The following is a 19488-nucleotide window of genomic DNA, read 5'->3' on the forward strand; positions in this document are numbered from 1 at the left end:
CACAGGCACCCACCCCATGACCGATAGCCATTCGCCCAAGCGCAAGACGCTGGGCCTGAAATCCACGGGCGCCGACGGCGCCCAAGCCGCCCCGCGCAAGCCTGGCGGCAACCGCCCTGTGCGCATCTCCGACCTGAACCGCCAGCGCGTGCGCGAGGTGGCCGAGGGCATCAAGCGTGTCCGCGAGGCAAAGGAAGCCGCCAAGCCTCGCAAACCGGCCGGTGAGGCCGACAGGGCCGCCGGCACGGCAAGACCCCAGCGCGCCGCCACCGCAGGCGGCCGCCCGCCGCGGCCGGCGGAAGACCGGCGCAGCGGCGAAGACAGGCGCGACACCCGGCCTCGCCGTTTCGGCGACGACGAGCGTGCCTCGCCTCCGCGCCGTTTCGGCGACGACGAGCGCGCCCAGCGCCCGCGCCGTTTCGGCGACGACGAGCGCGCCCAGCGCCCGCGCCGCTTCGGCGACGACGAGCGTGCCTCGCCTCCGCGCCGTTTCAGCGACGACGAGCGCGCCCAGCGCCCGCGTCGTTTCGGCGATGACGAGCGTGCCTCGCCTCCGCGCCGTTTCGGCGATGACGAGCGTGCCTCGCGTCCGCGCCGCTTCGGCGACGACGAGCGCGCCCAGCGCCCGCAAGGCGAGCGACGCCGCCCCGCACCGGGCGAGTATCGCGGCGAGCAAGCACGCCAGCCCGGCCCGCGCCGCTTCGGCAGCGATGACGCCGCGGCGCCACGCCGCCCCGCCTATGGAGACCGGGGCGACCGGCGCGACAGCGGCGAGCGCGCGCCGCGCCCACGCCGCGCCGGCAGTGAGGAAGCCGGCGGCCGCGCTTACGGCGAAGGCCGCCGCCCCGGCGCCGCGCCGCGCCGTAGCGAAGCCGAGTCTGGCGCACGCCCGCGCCGCTTCGGCGACGCTCCGGCCCGCCCGCGCGATGCGGCCAGCGAAACCCGCGCGCGCCGCTTCAGCGACAGCGCCGACCGTGCCAAACGCGTACGTGCCGCCGCGCCCGCACCAGCAAGCGCCTCCGACACGGCCGCCACGGACGCCAGCGGCCTGGTCCGTCTCTCCAAGCGCATGTCCGAACTGGGCCTGTGCTCGCGCCGCGAGGCCGATGAGTGGATCCCGCGCGGCTGGGTACTGGTCGACGGCGAGCCGGTGACCGAACTCGGCACGCGCGTGCGCCCGGACGCCGAGATCGAGATCCTGCAGGCGGCACGCTCCGAGCAGGGCGAGCGCGTAACCGTGCTGCTGCACAAGCCGGTCGGCTTTGTATCGGGACAGGCGGAGGACGGTTACGAGCCGGCAGCCGTGCTGTTCACCGAAGAAAATCACTGGCAGGACGATCCGACCCGCAAGCGCTTCGCCCCCTGGCAGCGCAAGAACCTGGCGCCCGCCGGCCGCCTGGACATCGACTCCACCGGCCTGTTGGTGCTGACCCAGGACGGTAGAGTGGCGCGCCAGCTGATCGGCGATGACTCGACCATCGAAAAGGAATACCTGGTGCGCGTGGTGTGGCACTCGCCGCAAGGAAGAGTCGAGCGCAACGTCGCCGAGGTGTTCCCCGCCGACGCGCTCGACAAGCTGCGCCACGGCCTGTCGCTGGACGGCGTCGAGCTCAAGCCGGCCAAGGTCAGCTGGCAGAACGAGGAACAGCTGCGCTTCGTGCTGCGCGAAGGCCGCAAGCGCCAGATCCGCCGCATGTGCGAGCAGGTCGGCCTGGAAGTGGTCGGCCTCAAGCGCGTGCGCATGGGCCGCATCGTGCTGGGCGACCTGCCGGCCGGCCAGTGGCGCTTCCTGGGGCCGTTCGAGAAGTTCTAAACGCTGCCCCGGGCCAGCGGGCCGCTCGCGGCGGCCCGCTCCTCAGGAACCCGCTTCCTTGCCGCGCGCCAGCAGCGCCGCGCGGATCTCCTTCTTCAGCACCTTGCCCACCTTGGAGCGCGGCAGGTCGGGCCAGATGTCCACCTGCTTGGGTGTCTTGACGCTGCCCAGGCGCGCCTTGACGAAAGCCTGGATCTCGTCAGCGGAGCACTGCTGCCCGGCATGCAACTGCAGCACCGCGACGACGCGCTCGCCCCACTTGTCATCGGGCAGCCCCACCACCGCGCTGTCCTGCACGGCCGGATGCTGCATCAGGGCCTGCTCGACCTCGACCGAATAGACGTTGAAGCCGCCGCTGATGATCATGTCCTTGGCGCGGTCGACGATGTAGAGGTAGCCGTCGGCATCCAGGTAGCCGATGTCACCGGTATGGTGCCAGCCATGGCGGGACGCCTCGCGCGTGGCCGCCTCATCCTTGTAGTAGCCCAGCATCACCAGCGAGCCCCGCACCACGACCTCACCGGTCTCGCCCGGCGGCAGCATCCGTCCCGCGTCATCCATGACACCCACCTGCACCAGCGGCCCCGGCCGGCCGGCGCTGGCCAGGCGCGCGTGCGCGATGCTGCCATCTGCGAGGAAATGCTCGCGCGGCGGCAGGCTTGAGATCATCATCGGCGCCTCGGTCTGCCCGAACAGCTGCGCCATCACCGGTCCGATCTTGTGCAGCGCCTCCTCCAGCCGGGCCACGGCAATCGGGGCTGCCCCATACCAGAAGCACTGCAGCGAATCCAGCCGCGTCGACGGCAGCGCCGGATGCTGCAGCAGCATGTAGATCAGCGTCGGCGGCAGGAAGGTGTGGGTGATCTGCTGCGCCGCGATCAGCCGCAGGAACTCGGCAGGGTCGGGCCGCGGCACGATCACGATGCACCCGCCCAGCGTCATCACCGGCAGGCACAGCACGCCCGCGGCATGCGTCAGCGGCGCCATGGCCAGGTAGCGCGGACGCCCCGCGAAGGGATAGCCCATCAAGGTCAGCGCCGTCATGCACTCCAGGTTGCGGCCCGAGAGCATCACGCCCTTTGGCTTGCCCGTGGTGCCGCCAGTGCCGGCGATCATCGCCACATCGTTCACGGCGGGCACCTCCAGCGGCGCATCGCTGTGCGGCGCCAGGCAGTCCCGCAGCGCGGGCGCGAACGGCAGCGCCTGGTCGAGGCAGATCAGCGCCGCGAGCTTGGGCAGGTCCGGGCGGATGCGCTCCACCAGTCCGGCGTAGTCGCTGTGGAACAGCAGGCAGCGGCAATCGAAGGCATCGAGCACGTAACGGTTCTCGGCGGCCTCGTTGCGCGGATTGATCGGGCACCACACTGCCGCCGCGCGCGCGATGCCGAATACGCAGGCGAAGGCGTGGGGATCGTTGCCCGCAAGGATCGCCACCTTGTCGCCGGGCTGGATGCCGGCGGCCTGCAGGGCGCGGGCCAGCTGGTAACTGAACTGCTGCACCTGCGCATAGCTCAGCTCGGTGTCGCCCATGGCCAGGCAGGGCGCGGCCGCTCCCAGCGTGGCTCCCTTGTCCAGGTAATCGGTCAAACGCATGTCTTGCTCCGCATGGCGCGGGCACAGGCGCACGCCCATGCCCGCAGGATGCCGCCGGACAGCGCCCGGCGGTGGCCCCGGGTCTCAGCGCTGGACGGTCAGCACGGGATCCATCACCAGGCCGAAGCTCCTGAGCGTGCCCAGCAGCTCGCGGTGGCCGAAGGCCTGGCAGGCCGATGCCAGGCCCACCCGCCGGGGCTTCTGCTGCAGCAGTGAATGCGCCGCATAGGCCTGCAGCAGTCCGGTCTGCTTGTAGTTGCAGTTGCCGTGGATCACGCAGTGCACGCGCGCCAGCGGGCCCGTTGCATGAACCGAGTCCAGCGAGATGTTCACGCGCGGATTCTCCCGTGGCGGCATGCCGGCCTGCACCGATGCGGCAACCTCGGCCAGCGCGGCCTCCTGCTGCTCGGGCGGCAAGGGCTTGATCTTCTCCTCGAACATTTTCTGCGTGGCGATCACCCCTTCCATCACCTCGCGCGAAAACACGCCGCCGACGACCTTGCAGTTCGACACACGCGGGTCGTCCTTGAACCAGACCGGATGGCTGGTGCCGCCCCAGGGCAGCGCCAGCGCCAGCGCGTGCTGGCCAGGCACGCTAACCTCGAAGGCCGCCCCCGGCGCCCATTCCACATAATTGTTCTGCTCCAGGTAGTACCACTTCGCCTTCAGGATGGTGAAGATGGTCTGGGTGGATGCAAAGGTGGGAAAGCCCTTCCACAGCACCAGGATGTCCAGCGTGTCCACGCCGGGCGTCTCCAGGCACAGGTTGGCCGCGATCTCGCCGGTGGTGTACATCTGTGCCACGCCGGGCGACAGCAGCAGTCCCTTCTCCGCGAACTTGGCACCCCAGCGCGCCTGCGCCTCGAGCACCCAGTCCTGCTCGCCGGTGGTATCGAGGTAATGGCAGCCGGCCGCCAGGCAGGCCTGCGCCACCTCATGCCCGTACTTGACGAAGGGGCCCACCATATTGCTGACGACGCTGGCGCCGTTGAACAGCTCGGCCAGCGCCTCTGCCTTGTGCTCGACGCCGACGACCTCGTAATCCGCCGTCTCGATGCCGGGGATCCTGTCCATCACCGACTGCACGCGGGCGGCATCGCGGCCCGCGGCAATGAAAGGGATATTGAATTCGCGCAGGTACTCGCACACGAGCCGCCCGGTATAGCCCGAGGCGCCGTAGACAACGACGGGTTTCTTCTTGCTCATCCTGGTTCTCCTGGAATGCTCCGATGCTCAGATGCTCAGATGCTCCGATGCCCCGATGCCCCGATGCTCCGATGCTGCGGTCGAGCCGGTGGCCCGCGCCTACATGCCCATGCCGCCATCGACCGGCACGCCCGCGCCGGTGATGAAGCGCGCTGCGTCGGAGCACAGGAAGACCGTGACGTCGGCCATGTCGCGCACTTCGCCCAGGCGCCCCAGCGGCGTCTGGCCGACCACCTCGCCGATGGCGGCCGCGGTGTCCGGCCACAGCCCGGCCTCCACCACGTCGCTGGCGAGCCGCATTCCCATATCGGTCGGCACCAGGCCCGGATAGATGCAGTTGACCCGCACGCCATAGCCGAGCTTGCCGGACTCCAGCGCGCCGACACGGGTCAGCCTGTCCACCGCCGACTTGGTGGCGGAATAGCCGGCGATGGCCGGAAAGGCGATGGTGGCCGCCACCGAGGAAATATTGACGACGGCCCCGCCCTGCCCGGCCCGGCCGCCGGGGCGCATCGCCGCGAAGGCGTGCTTGAGGCCCAGCAGGGTGCCCACCACGTTGACGTCCAGCATGCGCCGCAGGTCCGCCGCATCCTGGTCGATCACCAGGGACGAGATCTCGATGCCGGCATTGTTGACGAGGATGTCGAAGCCGCCGAACTCGGCCACGGTGGCACCAACGGCTTCGGCCCAGGCATCGTCGCGCGTGACGTCCAGCGGCACGAAGGCCGCCCTGGCGCCGTTGTCGCGCAGGCGCGCGGCGGTGCTCTCGCCGGCGTCGACCAGCACGTCGCTGATCATCACCGCGGCACCGGCCTGCGCCAGCGCCTGCGCGATGCCAGCGCCGATCCCGCGCGCGGAGCCCGTCACCAGGGCCTTGCGGCCGCTCAGCTGGAAGGGTGTCATCAATGTCTCCTTTATTGGTTTGTGCGTTGATGAACGAGGTTCATGCTAGGAATCGACTTGACAGGTGTCAAGATTATTTATGACAGCCGTCAAGATTTTCCTGGGCACTCGTCAAGATTTTGCGCAGCAGCTAGAATCCAGCTGTGATCCAACCGCCGGACAACGGCCCGCACCGGGCCGCCAGCCTTGCCAAGATGACGTCAGTCCTGCCGAAAACGCCGCGGCGCCCCGCCGGCGCGCCGCGCTCCAGCGTGGACAAGTTCGCCGAGCGCCGCGCCGAGCTGGGCGAGGCCGCCCTGCAGACGCTGGCCACCCTGGGCTATGCACGCACCAGCCTGCGCGAGATCGCGCAGAACTCCGAGTTCTCGCACGGGGTGCTGCACTACTACTTCCGCGACAAGACCGACCTGATCGTCTGCAGCGTGCGCCAGTACAAGGCGCGCTGCGTCACCCGCTATGACGAGGTCACGGCTTCGGCAAGCAGTTACGACGCCTTTATGCCGGCCTTTCTGGCGGTGCTGGGCGAGACGCTGCGCCATGAGGCGCACATGCACCGGCTGTGGTACGACCTGCGCGCGCAGGCACTGTTCGAGGAGGCCTTCCGCGCGGATGTGGCCGAGATCGACAAGCAGCTCGAGGACATGGTCTGGCGCATCATGTGCCGCTTCGCCGAACTGGCCGGCGTGCCGCTACGCCCATCGCCGGCGGTGATCTACGCATTGTTCGACGGACTGTTCCAGCAGGCCCTGCTCAAGCACCTGTCGGGCCAGGCTGACGCCATTGCCCGGCTGCAGGCGGACCTGCAGGCCACCATCGAGCAGATCACCGGCGTCGCCGCCCGCGCGGGCTGAGACCCCGCGGGCCGCGGCGGCGGCATCCTGACAAGACCTGTCAGGATGAACGCTCGCCGGCGCACCGGGCCAGCGCCCGTGCCGGCGCCAGGCAGTAAAATCGTGCTTTGCCCCGCTTCACTCGACTGCGCCTTGCTCCCCCCACAACCGGGCTTCATCCTCACGCGGCATTGGCGCGACACGCCATCCGGCACAGACGTGGAATTCTGGCTGGCCACCGACGCGGGGCCGCGCCACGTCCGGCTGCCGCCGCAGCCCTCGGTGGCCTTTATCCCCGCCGAGCAATCGGCGCGCGCCGAACAGTTGCTGAGCGCCGAGCGGCAGTTCGAACTGCGTGAGCTGCCGCTGCGCGATTTCCACCAGCGGCCGGTATGCGGCCTCTACTGCCAGCAGCACAATCAGTTGATCCGGCTCGAGCGGCTGCTGCGCGACGGCGGCATCGACGTCTACGAGGCCGATATCCGGCCACCCGAGCGCTACCTGATGGAGCGCTTCATCACCGCACCGGTCTGGTTCACAGGGGAGCCCGCGGGCGAAGGGCCGCTGCTCGACTGCCAGCTCAAACCCGCGCCGGACTACCGCCCTCGTCTGCAATGCGTGTCGATGGACATCGAGACCAGCGCCGACGGCGAGCTGTACTCCATCGCGCTGCACGGCTGCGGACAGCGCCAGGTCTTCATGCTCGGGCAGGCGCCCGATGACGCCGCCGCGGCAGCGGCATGCGACTTCGACCTCGACTACTGCGCCGACCACCCCGAGATGCTGGCGCGGCTGAACCAGTGGTTCGCCCGCCATGACCCGGACGCCATCATCGGCTGGAACATCGTGCAGTTCGACCTGCGCGTGCTCCACGCCCACGCCGAACGCTACCGGGTACCGCTGCGGCTGGGACGCGACGGCAGCGTGCTCGAATGGCGCGAGCACCGGCTCAGGCAAGGCCATCTGTTCGCCGGCGCGGCCGGACGGCTGATCATCGACGGCATCGAGGCGCTGCGCTCGGCCACCTGGAATTTCGCCTCGTTCAGCCTGGAATTCGTCGCGCAGGCCCTGCTCGGCGAGGGCAAGGCCATCGACAACCCTTACGACCGGATGGATGCCATCGACCGCATGTTCGCCAAGGACAAGCCGGCGCTGGCGCGCTACAACCTGAAGGACTGCGAACTCGTCACGCGCATCTTCGACAAGACGGAACTGCTGCCCTTCCTGCTGGAACGCGCCACCGTGACCGGCCTCGCGGCCGACCGCAGCGGTGGTTCGGTGGCAGCATTCACCCATCTGTACATGCCGCGCATGCACCGGCTGGGCTATGTGGCACCGAACCTGGGCGAGCTGCCTGCCGCGGCCAGCCCGGGCGGCTTCGTGATGGATTCGCGCCCAGGCCTGTACGACTCGGTCCTGGTGCTCGACTACAAGAGCCTCTATCCGTCCATCATCCGCACCTTCCTGATCGATCCGGTCGGCCTCATTGAAGGCATGCAGGCTGCCGATGCCGCCGGGACGGTGCCGGGATTCCTCGGCGCGCGCTTCTCGCGCGACAGGCATTGCCTGCCCGCCATCGTCGACCAGGTCTGGCAGGGACGCGAGGCTGCCAAGCGCGAGCAGAACAAGCCGCTGTCGCAGGCGCTGAAGATCATCATGAATTCGTTCTACGGCGTGCTGGGCTCCAGCGGCTGCCGCTTCTTCGATCCGCGCCTGGCATCGTCCATCACCATGCGCGGCCACGAGATCATGCGGCAGACCCGGGCACTGGTGGAGGCAAAGGGCTACACCGTGATCTACGGCGATACCGACTCCACCTTCGTCTGGCTCAAGCGTGAACATGCGGAGGAAGACGCCGCGCACATCGGACGCGCGCTGGTGGCGCATGTGAACCAGTGGTGGCGTGAGCACCTGGCCCAGGCATTCGGGCTGGAAAGCGCGCTGGAGCTGCAGTTCGAGACCCATTACCACCGCTTCCTGATGCCGACCATCCGCGGCGCCGAGCTGGGCAGCAAGAAGCGTTACGCCGGCCTGGTACGCCGTGCGGATGGCAGCGAGGAGATCATCTTCAAGGGGCTCGAGACGGTGCGCACCGACTGGTCGCCGCTGGCGCAGTCCTTCCAGCAGGAACTCTACCGGCGCATCTTCCGCCGCGAGCCGTATCGCGACTATGTGCGCGACTACGTCCGCCGCACGCTGGCCGGCGAGCTCGATGGGCAACTGGTGTATCGCAAACGGCTGCGACGCCAGCTTGGCGACTACCAGCGCAACGTGCCGCCGCACGTTCGCGCCGCGCGCATCGCCGATGACTACAATCGCCGCCAGGGCCGCCCGCCGCAGTATCAGAATGGGGGGTGGATCAGCTACGTGATGACCGTGGCGGGCCCCGAACCGCTCGAGCTGCGGCGCTCCGCCATCGACTACGAGCACTACCTGAGCCGGCAACTGCAGCCGGTGGCCGACGCCATCCTGCCCTTCACCGGCGACAGCTTCGACAAGGTGGTCAGCCGGCAACTGACGCTGTTCTAGTGCTGTTCTAACGCGCGTCTGGCGTGCCGCCCGCGGCCAAGCGCGCGTAGAATGTCGGCTCGCCGAACAGAACGACAACAACAACCTCCACTCCCCTCGCATCGCCCTGGCCCGGCCCCGTGCCTGCCGCGCTTGTGCGCATGTCATGGCAGGCCCGCCGCTTCCGGGGTCCCGCTATCGTGACGACAATTCGCTTTGCATCTACCGGCCGGCTTGCGCCCGGCCCGCGGCGCCAGGGGGCATACCTTGCCTGACGACCGCACCAGGCGCGCCTCCCACGGCATCGCCCTGCTGACCTTCGCCTTTGCCCTGAGCCAGTTCTACCGGAGCTGCCTGGCTGTGATGGCGCCCGAGCTGCAGCATGACTTCGGCTTGTCCGCCGCTGGCTTCGGCACCTTGTCTTCCTGCTTCTTCCTGGCCTTCGCCGCCGCGCAGATTCCCATCGGCATCGCCTTCGACCGCTATGGCGTGGGCAGGCCAACCGCCAGCCTGCTTGCGGTCGGGGCGGTTTCGTCCTTTCTCTTTGCCGGCGCGCCGAGCGGGGCCGCTGCCATGCTGGCGCAGATCGGCCTGGGCCTCGCCTGCGCGCCGGTCTTCATGGGGCTGATGCACTTTGCCTCGGAGCAGCTGCCCGAGACGCGGTACACCAAGGTCGTCAGCCGTTCCAATGCCACCGGCATGATCGGCGCATTGTGCGCGACGGCGCCGTTGGGCTGGGCCTCCGAACGGCTCGGCTGGCGCGTGGCGATGTCGTTCGCCGCCATCGGCATGGTCGCCGCCTGCTACGGCGTCTGGCGCTTTGTCCGCGATGAAGGGCACGCCGACGCCCGCCACGCACCGCTGGGTGCCATGCTGGCCCAAAGCGCGCGCCTGCTGGCATTGCGGCCCTTGTGGGCCCTGATCCCGATGTGCGTGGCCATGGCCGCAGGCACGACCTTCCGCAACGCCTGGGGCGGCCCCTATCTGGCAGACGTCTTCGGCCTGGATGCCGTTCACCGCGGTATCGCGCTCACGCTCGTCAGCCTCGCCGGCTTCCTGACCGCCTTCATGCTGCCGGTGCTGGTGTGGCGCAGCTCGCTCAGGACGACCGTCGCGGGCTGGTCCTGCCTGTCGCTGGCGGGTGGCGCCCTGTTGGCGCTATGGCCCGCGTTCGGGGTGGCCACCGGCGTGGGCCTGATGGCCCTGCTTTCCACCATCGGCATGCTGCATCCGCTGGTGATGGCGCAGGGCCGAGGCATGATCCCGCCCGCCGCCCGCGGCCGCGGGCTCGGCCTGCTGAACACCTTCGTCTTCCTCGGCTCCGCCGTGGCGTCCTCGGCCTTCGGCCTGATCGCCGACCACGGCCACCGGAACGGCTGGGCCGTCTCGCGGACCTATGCTGCCATCTTCCTGTCGGCCGTGGTCCTGGTGGCGCTGGCCGTGGGGGTCTACCTGTTCAGCCGGGCGGCCAGAAGGCACTGAAACACTGAGGCACCGCCGCGCACGGCGCGTGCCGGCGCGTGCCGGCACGGGCAGGCACAGGCAGGCACGGGCAGGCACTACGCCGGCACGTCCTCCTTGACTACCACCGTGTCCGCCGGGCCCAGCAGGCGTCCATCCTGCGCGTGCAATTCGAGACGGCGCACCGGCTGGCCGTGCAGGCGATCCACCAGGTGCACGCCTTGCCTTTCGCCATCGAAAAAATATGCCTCGCCCCACTGCCGCAGCGCCACCAGCACCGGGAACAGGCCCTGCCCCTTCGCGGTCAGCACGTACTCGTGATAGGCGCTGCCGTCCGAGGCCGGTGCGATCTCCAGGATGCCGTGCTCGACCAGGTTGCGCAGCCGCGCCGACAGGATGTTCTTGGCCAGGCCAAGGCTGCGCTGGAATTCGCCGAATCGGCGCAAGCCCTCGAAAGCGTCGCGCACGATCAGCAGCGACCACCAGTCGCCGATGGCATCGAGCGGCCGCGCGACCGGGCAGCGTGCTTCCTTGTGGCTGGTCCGTTTGACCATGCTCCTCTCCTGCTGGCCGAACGGGGGCGCGCCAACGGCAAACTGCCTCGCACGCCGCTCCCGGGGCCAAATAGTTGCATTTTAAAACTGTGATGGTGGGCGGGCAACGGGACGGCGCCGGCTATGCGGCGTCCGGCCGGGCAAAGGCCAGCACACTCCAATTGACGCCGTCCTGGAACAGGCTGGCGCGCGCGCCATGATGGCGCAGCAGGAGACCGCAGCGCTGCGCCAGCGCGATGGTTTCCTCCGCGCTCACCTCGAACATGCGGCGCTCCGGCGGCACCGGTCCGTGCCGCAGTGTCAGCACCAGCAGGCCGCCGGGCGCCAGCAGTTCCGCCACCGCGCGCATCGCAGGCGCACGTTCCGCCTCGTCGAGATGCATCCAGACGGCGATGCACAGGATCAGGTCGAATCGCCGCGCCTCGGGGCCGGCGGCATGCACGCGCGCCAGCGCCGGCAGATGATCGTCAAGCCATTCGATCGGCAGCCCGCCGTGCAGGCGCATGCCTTGCTCGCGCAGGCCGGCGGTCGGCTCGACTGCCAGCACCTGGTGCCCGCGCTGTGCCAGGGCGGCGGCGTCGCGGCCGGAACCCGCGCCGATGTCTAGCACCCGGCATGGGCGCGACGGGAAAAGATGCAGCACCTCGCGGTGGACCGCTTCAAAACTGACGCTTTCGAAGCGCTGGGCAAGCGCCTCGGCCTGGGCGTCGTAGCCGGTGGTGCCGGGAATCGAAGGCATGGCGATGGCAGCGATGGCGCGATCGGGCAGACCAGTCAGTGTAGCGCTGCCGCACGTCGGGCATCCACGGGCAGCGCCGCAAGCCCATGCGGCGCCTGTGTGTTGCCGGGCGCCGGCACAGCCTGCTAGAATCGTTTTACCCGGCGCGCGTATCGCGCGCTTCGTTTTTTCCACGCAACACTCACAGGGAGGCGTCCGATGTCCGTACCGCACAGCGCCGTCCCGCGCGTAACGCCCCGGCACCGCTAGGTCGCCGTCCGCGCGGCCCCGCCGACAGGCCCAGGCCTGCTGCGCGCCGCCGCGCCCGTTCCAGACAGCCCCCTTGCTTCACCGCCAGCGTTGCTGGCAATCCGGCCGTCTCCGTTCGACTCCTGTCCGACCATCCCGGCGCATCCCCGCCGGGCCGACGCAAATGGCTCGCAAGAAACCCGACTTCCGCGGACAAGCCTTCAAGGATGTCCTGCTCTTCTCCTTCCGCCACTGGGGCAGGCAGCCCTGGCGCATCGCCGTCATCGCGCTGCTGGCGCTGCTGTCGGCCTTCGCCGATGTGCTGACGCCGCTCTACGCCGGACGACTGATCGACGCGCTGGCTGGCGGCACCGCCGGCAACGCCGCCGCCTGGAGCGCCGCCATGACTGCCTTCTGGCTGCTGGTGGCGCTGGGCGTCGGCGGCACGCTGCTGCGCCAGGCGGTATTCCAGAACATCATCGCGCTCACGCTCAAGATGATGAGCCAGATCGCCGCCAACGCCTTCCACCGCGTGCAGCGCTTCTCAACGGACTGGCACGCCAACAGCTTCGCTGGCTCCACCGTGCGCAAGATCACGCGGGGCATGTGGGCGCTCGACCTGCTCAACGACACGCTGCTGATCGCGCTGCTGCCCTCGCTGACCATGCTTGTCGGCGCCACCGTGCTGCTTGGCATCCAATGGCCGGTGATGGGTGCGGTGGTGGGCCTGGGTTCGCTGCTCTACATCGCAGTGACGGTGGCCCTCTCACTCGGCTTCGTCGCGCCAGCGGCTCGCCTGGGCAATGCCTGGGATACGCGCATGGGCGGCGCCCTGGCCGACGCCGTCAGTTGCAATGCGGTGGTCAAGGCCTTCGGCGCCGAGACGCGCGAGGAAGCGCGGCTGGCCCGGGTGATCGACAAATGGCGGCAGCGCACGCGGCGCACCTGGGTGCGCGGCACCGTCAACGGCGGCGTGCAGGGCGCGATGCTGACGGCCATGCAGGCCGCCATCGTGGGCGTCGCACTGCTGCTGTGGGCGCGCGGGCGGGCCAGCGTGGGCGACATCACCTTTGCGCTGACCATGTTCTTCATGCTGAAGGGCTATCTGCGCGATGTCGGCATGCACATCCGCAACCTGCAGCGCTCGGTCAACGACATGGAGGAACTGGTCGCCCTGGAAGCCCAGTCTCTCGGCGTGGAAGACCGCCCCGGCGCCGGCCCCATCGCGATCCGCGCCGGCGGAATCCGCTTCGAGCGTGTCTCCTTCCGCTACGGCGCACACGAGGCGTCGCTCTATGCCGACTTCTCGGTGCGCATCGCCCCCGGCGAGCGTGTCGGGCTGGTCGGCCATTCCGGCTCGGGCAAGACCACCTTCATCAAGCTGATCCAGCGGCTCTACGATGTCGGCGGCGGGCGCATCACCATCGACGGCCAGGACATCGCCACGGTGCAGCAGGCCTCGCTGCGCAGCCAGATCGCCATCGTGCAGCAAGAGCCGCTGCTGTTCCACCGCACCCTGGCGGAGAACATCGCCTACGCCCGGCCGGGGGCGACGGCGGCCGAGATCGAGCGCGCGGCAAGGCTGGCGAGCGCGCACGACTTCATCATGGCGCTGCCGAAAGGCTATGACACGCTGGTGGGCGAGCGGGGCGTCAAGCTGTCGGGCGGGGAGCGCCAGCGCGTGGCGATCGCACGGGCCTTCCTCGCCGACGCGCCCATCCTGATCCTCGACGAAGCGACATCCAGCCTCGATAGCGAGAGCGAAGTGCTGATCCAGCAGGCGATGGAGCGGCTGATGGAGGGCCGCACCACGCTGGTAGTGGCGCATCGGCTGTCGACGGTGCGCGCGCTGGACCGGCTGCTGGTCATGGACAAGGGCAGGATCATCGAGGAAGGCAGCCACGACTCGCTGATCCGGCGCGAGCACGGCCTGTACCGGCGGCTGTTTGAACGCCAGGCACTCGAGCTGACCAAGGGACTCGGCGACGCCGCCGCAGGTGGCGGGCAGGCCGCCGCCAGCGCCGGTCGCCCGGAGCTGGTACTCGACAACTAGCTCGACAACTGGCGGCCGCGCGGCCCCGCGTCCGCTAGCCCGCGGGAGGCGTCCCGCCGATGACGAAGATTTCGCCGCGCTTGCGCATCCCCTCGCGGCACCAGAAGGTCCACGCGATCAGGCCGCCATAGATGGCATAGCCGATCATCGGCGACACCACCAGGTAGCGCTCGATCGGCCAATGCCATGCGAGCCAGGCGCGCAGCAGGTTCTCGGCGGTCAGGCCCAGGCCCCAGACCAGCGTCAGCAGGCGCAGCGACGCGCGCAGGCCGTCGCGTTCGTGCCACAGCGCCTCGAAGCGCGCCTGGCTGCTCTCGCCCTCGCGCGCAAAGGTAGCGCGCGCCAGGTAGAAGATGAGCGGCCGGCGCAGGATGAGCGAACCCAGGAAGACCACGCCGACGACGCCCGACACCAGAGACTCGCGCAACAACAGCAGGCGCGGGCTGCCGCCCAGGACAGTCGCAACAACGGAAAGGCCGATCCCGAGCAGCACCAGCGCGCTGACGGCATCGACGCGGCGCGACCTGGCGAACTCGAGCACGCTCCACGCCAGCGGCGGCGCCGCCGATGCATAGAGCGCCCCCACCATTCCCCAGTGGGGCAGCGCCAGGCGGTAAGCGAGCCAGGGGAGCAGAAGATTGGTCCCGAGCTCGGCGGCCGGGCCTGCACGCAGCCTCATGGTGGTTCCTCGCGGATCAAGGGAAGGAGCCTCCTGCCAGTATAGGCGGCAGGCAGCGGCCGGGCCCGCCCTTTGCGGAAAACCTTGCGTGCGCCGGGTCCCCATCATTGCGGGGACGGCCAGAGGGGAGGCCCGCTATAGGAAGGCCATCCTCAAATCGGCTTTCAGGAAGCCTGCGCCAGGCCGCGCTGGACCACTTCCGTGAGCAATCCGGTCATGCCTTCGGGATGCGCCTCCGCCAGCGTGTTCAGCTGCGCGACCAGTTCGCGGTCCAGCTTGCAGGCGAACGGCACCAGCCCCTTGGCCTGGTCGAGCTTGCGCTGCTCGCGGCGGTCGAGCACCGGCTGCGCCGTCTTGCCGAAGCGATCGGCCGAAGCCTGGTTCATCTTGTTAGTGAGCTTGAGCGCCTTGTTCTTCTCAAGGTCAGTCTTCTTCATCGCCATGGTGCTATCTCTGCGGGGAAAGGAAAGAAACCCCGCATTGTACGCATCGGCGAACGCCGCCCACAGCATTTCGCTGCATGGCCGCCGAGCCGCTTGCGCTCGGCCGTGAAACGAATCCGGCGGGCCCACGGCCCGGCGTCACGCTAGCGCGGCAGAATTCCCGCGCGGTGCGCCGCCGCCTGCACCCCGTACACCGCGGCGGCGGTGACTATGCCGTTGATCAGCAAGCCCTGCAGACCCAGGAGAATGGCAATGATCCGGCCGACTTCGGTCGTCGGCACCACGTCTCCATAGCCGATGGTCAGCGCCGTGATGGCACAGAGATAGGCGACTCTCCCCGCGGATGCCGGTTTGCCCGCCGCAATGTCGACGGCTCCTCCGAAATAGAACATGACGACGCAAAGCAGCGCGAAGACCAGAAGCAGCGTGCCCATTACCGCACGCAAGTGCCAGAGTATTCTGGAGAATTCGCTGATCGCGTAGCGGGGCCGGATCGTCACGCGGGGGTCGTCCTTTTGCGCGGCACTGTCCATCATGTGCTCCTCCTGAACTTTTTCTGTGCATTCGCATGCCGAGTGCCTAGACTCTGCTTCGATGGCGCTCCAAAGGCATCGCCCGCCAGCGAACGGCCGGCTTGTCAGTAGTCCAGTGGCGGGAGCCGGCCCCTGCAGGCGGAATTGAAATCATGTCACGCATGCTCTTGACGAACCTCGCGCCGGGCACCTCGGACGATGAAATCCGTGCCTTCCTCGGAAAATATGGCTTGCCGCCTTGCGACACCATCGAGCAGATGCCTGGCGACGGCTCGCGGCCGGCCGTGATGCTGACCTACAACGGCGCGGCCCCGGAAGCCCTGCGCAAGTATGCGGAGCGCATCCACCACATGTTCTGGAAGAACCGCGAACTCACCGCGCAGATCATGACCGAGCGCTTCGCCTGAGCCTTCATCGCTTCGCCACCCAGTTGAAGATCTGTTCGATCAGCTTGTCACTGGCATCGCCAAAGGCCTGGGCGCCGCCGGCAGCGTCGGCACTGGGCGCCGGTGCGCTGGCCTCGATCACCGCGCTGCGGACCCGGCCCGGGTTCACTTCACTGACGGTAACCACGGCGGCGATCCTCGCCTCGCTGACGCCAGGGCTGCGGAAGTGCTGCGAAAAATCGACGAGCCGGACACTGAGCGCCGCCGCGTGCTGCACGCTTGCACCAGGGTCGTCCGCCGCGGGACTCGACGGCGCCTGCCCGCTTGCATAGGCCAGCCGCATCAGGTCCTCGACCAGGATGGGAGGCCGGTCCACCCACTGGTTCTGGGCGTAGCTCTCGACCGTCCGGCCGGCCTGGTAGTCGAGCGAATAGAGGAAGCCGGTCTGATTGATCCAGGGCGCCGACGTCACGCGGATCTGCAAGCCGGGCGGCAGGCCGCTGGCGGCGGTGGTGGCGCGTTCGCCACCGACAATGGACCAGCGGGCGGGCTGCGTCGGCGCACTGGCGCAGCCCGCAAGCAGCCAGAGCATCAGCGCCGCCGCCAGCAGGCGTGCGCCGGCGATGCGTCTTATCGAAGTCAGCATGTTCATCCTCCGGATCCGTTTTCACCGGGGCCGGCCTTGCCGGGCTTCTTGCCGAACAGAAGCTGGCGGGGATCGTCCCGTTGCTGCACAGCCACTTCATTCAGTGTGCTGATCAGTTCGTCGACACCTTCCAGCGATTGCTCAAGTTGGGGCAGCACGTAGCGGTCGACTCGGGCGGCGGATCGATCCAGGTTCCCCGCCACGTCCTTGATGCCGGTAAGCGCGCCGTTGGCCTGGGCCTGCAGGCTGCGCACCTGGCCCCGCACATCCGCCGTCAGAACGCGCAGGTCGTGCGCCAGCTTGTCGATATTGCCAATGCTGCCGTGCGCCGACCGGACCAGGTCGGGAAACTCGGCGGAAGCCTGGCTGACATTGTGCATCGTGGTGTGCAGGTCCTCGCGCATGGCCGGGCTGAAGGTATCGGCCAGGGTCGCCGTGAGGCGGCGCAACTCGTCCAACGCCTCCGGCAAAGTCGCCCCGACGCGCTGCAACGACGATTGCTCGAGCGGAATCTGGGCGCGCTCCGGATCCAGCTCGCCGCTGCCGCCCTCGTCCTGGAGTTCGATATTGCTCAGGCCGGTGATGCCCTGGCTGACCAGCTGCGCCCTGGTGGCCGTGCTCAGCTTGAGCGGCTGCGTGAGCCGCGCGGTGATGACAACCTGCTTCTGGTTCTCAGGATTGATGCGCAGGTCGGCCACCTTGCCCACCGGGATGCCGCGGTACAGGACCGGCGCTTCGCGGTTCAGCCCGCTCACCGACTCCGAGGAAACCAGCGTCAGGTCCTGCCCGTAGGCCGCGCGATCGCGCGTCATCCATACCGCGAGCGCGCCACCGATGGCCAGCAGCACCAGGAAGAAGATCCCGGTAAAGAGTGCATAGGTCTTGCTTTCCATGACGCCTCCCGCTGGTGGAACTGGCGCGCCGGCCGGCGCGCCGCTTACGTCTTGTCGGTGAAAAAGTACCTGCGGATGAAGGGGTGATCGACCTTGCGCACCGCTTCCAGCGGGCCATTGGCGATCAGATGCTGGTCCGCCAGCACCGCCACCCGGTCGATCATCGGCTCCAGCCGGAAGATCTCGTGGGTCACGACGACGGCGGCCAGGCCGAGCAGGCGGCGCATCGCCAGGATCAGGTCGACGAACTCGCTTGCCGCGACCGGGTCGAGTCCGGAGGTCGGCTCATCGAGGAACAGCAGTTCCGGATCGAGGGCAATGGCCCGGGCCAGCGCGGCACGTTTGATCATGCCGCCGGACAGCTCCGAGGGCAGCTTGTCGGCGTCGCCCGGCATCAGGCCCACCTGCGCCAGCTTGAGGTAGGCGACGTCGCGCATCTCGGTTCGCGTCATGCCGCCGCGCTCCTGCATCGGCACCATGATGTTCTCCAGCACCGACAAGGCGCTGAACAGCGCGCCGAACTGGAACAGGACGCCCCAGCGTTCGCGCAGGCCGCGCTGGCGCAAGAACCTGCTGGCGAGGATCTGTTCGCCGAAGATCTCCACGGTGCCTCTGGACGGTTCGGTCAGCCCCATCATGTGCTGCAGCAGCGTTGTCTTGCCGCTGCCGGAACCGCCGACCAGGGCGACGACTTCGCCGGGTTTCACATCGAGATCCAGATCTCGGTGGATCACCTTGTCGCCGAACTGGGTCCAGATGCCGGTCATGCGGACGGGAAAGGGCGCCGGATCTGCCATGTCTACTTGCCTGCCAGTGAAAGCGCGACCGCAACGATGGCATCCAGCACGATCACCAGCGTGATCGCCGCGACCACCGACTTGGTCGTCGACGTGCCCACGCTGGTGCTGTCCGGCTTGACATTGATGCCGAAGTAGCACCCCACCATGCCTACAGTCAGGCCGAACAGCAGGCCCTTGCCAAGCCCGATGAACAGGTTCCGCGCGGGCACCACGTCGCGGAAGCGGTCGATGAACAGTGGGAGCGGGATCTCCAGTTGCATGGACGCTGCCACCGCGCCGCCGGCGAGCGCGAACAGATTTGTCCACAGCGTCAGCAGCGGGACCGCCAGGGCAAGCGAGGTGATCATTGGCCAATGCAGCCGCAGCCTCTGCGAAATGCCATGCACGCTCATGGCATCCAGCTCCTGGCTCAGCTTCATCGCACCGAGCCTTGCGGTCAGGGCCGAGCCCGAGCGCCCGGCGACCAGGATCGCGCACAGCAGCGGCCCGAGCTCCCGCAGGATGGCGATCCCCAGGAAATCGACGATGAAGATATTGGCGCCGTACTGCTGCAACTGCTGCGAGGAGAGGTAGCTCAGCACCATGCCGATCAGGAAGCCGACCAGCGCCGTGATGCCCAGAGCGGTCACCCCGGCCCGGTAGGTCTCCGCCGACAATTCTCGCCAGGGCAGCAGCGGCGGCCAGAAGACGATGACGAGCGTCGCGAGCAGGTAGCCGCCAAGCAGGCGGATGAAATTGCCGACCTGGGCAAGCGGGCTGAGCAAGGCCTCGCCGATGCCGATCAGCGTTTCGACAAGGACATGCCGCGCCGGCGGGGATGGGGCATCGCCCACGGCAACGATCTGTTCGAGCAAGGCGCGCTGGGTCTCGGTACAGACAAGGTCGGCCGGCAGCACACGGTTCCAGCGCCGGACCAGCACACAAAGCCCCGCCGTGTCGAAGCGCTCCACGCTGCTGATATCCCAGCGCTCGGGCCGGGCCTGGGCGAGTTCCCGCTCCACGGTGGAGCGCCGGGAACGCAGGCGGGCATAGGTCCACTGACCCTCGAGGCGCGCCGTGCCGTCCGCGATATGCCAGCGCGGCTCGCTTCCGGGCACCTCGGTCGAAGCCAGCGCCGCCATGGCGTGCCCCCTTTGCATCACTGCGCCCTTCTTCGGGGCGACCGGAGCCGGACCATGTGAGCCCGACATTTCCCCTAAAGATAGTGCATGGCGTGTCGC

18 protein-coding genes are annotated in these 19488 nt (G+C 68.6%); 6 read left to right on the top strand and 12 right to left on the bottom strand.

The window, feature by feature from the left end:
- Positions 1 to 16: 16 nt before the first annotated feature.
- On the top strand, positions 17 to 1813 hold the full coding sequence (locus tag AC1Z3O_RS10375; protein WP_483515637.1) for a pseudouridine synthase: 1797 nt from the start codon (positions 17 to 19) through the stop codon (positions 1811 to 1813).
- A gap of 42 nt (positions 1814 to 1855) precedes the next feature.
- Here AC1Z3O_RS10375 and AC1Z3O_RS10380 read toward each other — a convergent pair whose 3' ends face one another.
- The 3 genes from AC1Z3O_RS10380 to AC1Z3O_RS10390 all read right to left on the bottom strand — a co-directional run bounded on the left by AC1Z3O_RS10380 (position 1856) and on the right by AC1Z3O_RS10390 (position 5515).
- Positions 1856 to 3406 (bottom strand): AMP-binding protein, encoded by a 1551-nt coding sequence (locus AC1Z3O_RS10380; RefSeq protein WP_483515638.1) that lies wholly within the window; start codon positions 3404 to 3406, stop codon positions 1856 to 1858.
- 84 nt (positions 3407 to 3490) lie between these two features.
- Positions 3491 to 4612 (bottom strand): DUF5938 domain-containing protein, encoded by a 1122-nt coding sequence (locus AC1Z3O_RS10385; RefSeq protein ID WP_483515639.1) that lies wholly within the window; start codon positions 4610 to 4612, stop codon positions 3491 to 3493.
- Between the two features lie 99 nt (positions 4613 to 4711).
- Complete coding sequence (locus AC1Z3O_RS10390; protein ID WP_483515640.1) at positions 4712 to 5515, bottom strand: SDR family NAD(P)-dependent oxidoreductase; 804 nt, start codon at positions 5513 to 5515, stop codon at positions 4712 to 4714.
- 194 nt (positions 5516 to 5709) lie between these two features.
- Here AC1Z3O_RS10390 and AC1Z3O_RS10395 point away from each other — a divergent pair, with 194 nt between their 5' ends.
- From AC1Z3O_RS10395 to AC1Z3O_RS10405, 3 genes are all read left to right on the top strand, one after another.
- Positions 5710 to 6366 (top strand): TetR/AcrR family transcriptional regulator, encoded by a 657-nt coding sequence (locus AC1Z3O_RS10395; RefSeq protein WP_483515641.1) that lies wholly within the window; start codon positions 5710 to 5712, stop codon positions 6364 to 6366.
- Positions 6367 to 6498: 132 nt separating this feature from the next.
- Positions 6499 to 8874: a DNA polymerase II gene (locus AC1Z3O_RS10400; RefSeq protein WP_483515642.1), complete on the top strand. Its 2376-nt coding sequence runs from the start codon at positions 6499 to 6501 to the stop codon at positions 8872 to 8874.
- A 246-nt stretch (positions 8875 to 9120) separates the two neighbouring features.
- Entirely contained in the window at positions 9121 to 10335 is a 1215-nt protein-coding gene (locus tag AC1Z3O_RS10405; RefSeq protein ID WP_483515643.1) for an MFS transporter, read from the top strand.
- A 77-nt stretch (positions 10336 to 10412) separates the two neighbouring features.
- On the opposite strand, the gene AC1Z3O_RS10410 is transcribed toward AC1Z3O_RS10405, so the two are convergent.
- Both AC1Z3O_RS10410 and AC1Z3O_RS10415 read right to left on the bottom strand, forming a co-directional pair.
- Positions 10413 to 10868 carry a winged helix-turn-helix transcriptional regulator gene (locus tag AC1Z3O_RS10410; protein WP_483515644.1) on the bottom strand — a complete coding sequence of 152 codons (456 nt, stop codon included), beginning with the start codon at positions 10866 to 10868 and terminating at the stop codon, positions 10413 to 10415.
- Between the two features lie 121 nt (positions 10869 to 10989).
- Positions 10990 to 11607, bottom strand: coding sequence for a class I SAM-dependent methyltransferase (locus AC1Z3O_RS10415; RefSeq protein WP_483515645.1), 618 nt, complete (start codon positions 11605 to 11607; stop codon positions 10990 to 10992).
- A gap of 412 nt (positions 11608 to 12019) precedes the next feature.
- Between AC1Z3O_RS10415 and AC1Z3O_RS10420 the strand changes: the two genes are divergently transcribed.
- Positions 12020 to 13888: an ABC transporter ATP-binding protein gene (locus AC1Z3O_RS10420; protein ID WP_483515646.1), complete on the top strand. Its 1869-nt coding sequence runs from the start codon at positions 12020 to 12022 to the stop codon at positions 13886 to 13888.
- Between the two features lie 34 nt (positions 13889 to 13922).
- On the opposite strand, the gene AC1Z3O_RS10425 is transcribed toward AC1Z3O_RS10420, so the two are convergent.
- The 3 genes from AC1Z3O_RS10425 to AC1Z3O_RS10435 form a co-directional block, all read right to left on the bottom strand.
- The gene (locus AC1Z3O_RS10425) at positions 13923 to 14567 is read right to left on the bottom strand and encodes a VC0807 family protein (RefSeq protein ID WP_483515647.1); all 645 of its coding nucleotides are present in this window, start codon (positions 14565 to 14567) and stop codon (positions 13923 to 13925) included.
- A gap of 164 nt (positions 14568 to 14731) precedes the next feature.
- Positions 14732 to 15010: a hypothetical protein gene (locus tag AC1Z3O_RS10430; protein ID WP_483515648.1), complete on the bottom strand. Its 279-nt coding sequence runs from the start codon at positions 15008 to 15010 to the stop codon at positions 14732 to 14734.
- 143 nt (positions 15011 to 15153) lie between these two features.
- Positions 15154 to 15546 carry an ion channel gene (locus AC1Z3O_RS10435; protein ID WP_483515649.1) on the bottom strand — a complete coding sequence of 131 codons (393 nt, stop codon included), beginning with the start codon at positions 15544 to 15546 and terminating at the stop codon, positions 15154 to 15156.
- Positions 15547 to 15695: 149 nt separating this feature from the next.
- Between AC1Z3O_RS10435 and AC1Z3O_RS10440 the strand changes: the two genes are divergently transcribed.
- Positions 15696 to 15950 carry an RNA-binding protein gene (locus AC1Z3O_RS10440; RefSeq protein WP_483515650.1) on the top strand — a complete coding sequence of 85 codons (255 nt, stop codon included), beginning with the start codon at positions 15696 to 15698 and terminating at the stop codon, positions 15948 to 15950.
- 4 nt (positions 15951 to 15954) lie between these two features.
- Here the strand turns inward: AC1Z3O_RS10440 and AC1Z3O_RS10445 are convergent, their stop codons facing one another.
- From AC1Z3O_RS10445 to AC1Z3O_RS10460, 4 genes are read right to left on the bottom strand one after another with little or no spacing between them, the layout of a single operon-like run.
- On the bottom strand, positions 15955 to 16575 hold the full coding sequence (locus tag AC1Z3O_RS10445; RefSeq protein WP_483515651.1) for a hypothetical protein: 621 nt from the start codon (positions 16573 to 16575) through the stop codon (positions 15955 to 15957).
- 2 nt (positions 16576 to 16577) lie between these two features.
- Complete coding sequence (locus tag AC1Z3O_RS10450; RefSeq protein WP_483515652.1) at positions 16578 to 17468, bottom strand: MlaD family protein; 891 nt, start codon at positions 17466 to 17468, stop codon at positions 16578 to 16580.
- Positions 17469 to 17512: 44 nt separating this feature from the next.
- Entirely contained in the window at positions 17513 to 18265 is a 753-nt protein-coding gene (locus AC1Z3O_RS10455; RefSeq protein WP_483515653.1) for an ABC transporter ATP-binding protein, read from the bottom strand.
- Positions 18266 to 18267: 2 nt separating this feature from the next.
- Positions 18268 to 19407, bottom strand: coding sequence for an ABC transporter permease (locus AC1Z3O_RS10460; RefSeq protein WP_483515654.1), 1140 nt, complete (start codon positions 19405 to 19407; stop codon positions 18268 to 18270).
- Positions 19408 to 19488 lie beyond the last annotated feature (81 nt).

The sequence above is a fragment of the Cupriavidus sp. 09_S30 genome (assembly GCF_056930435.1).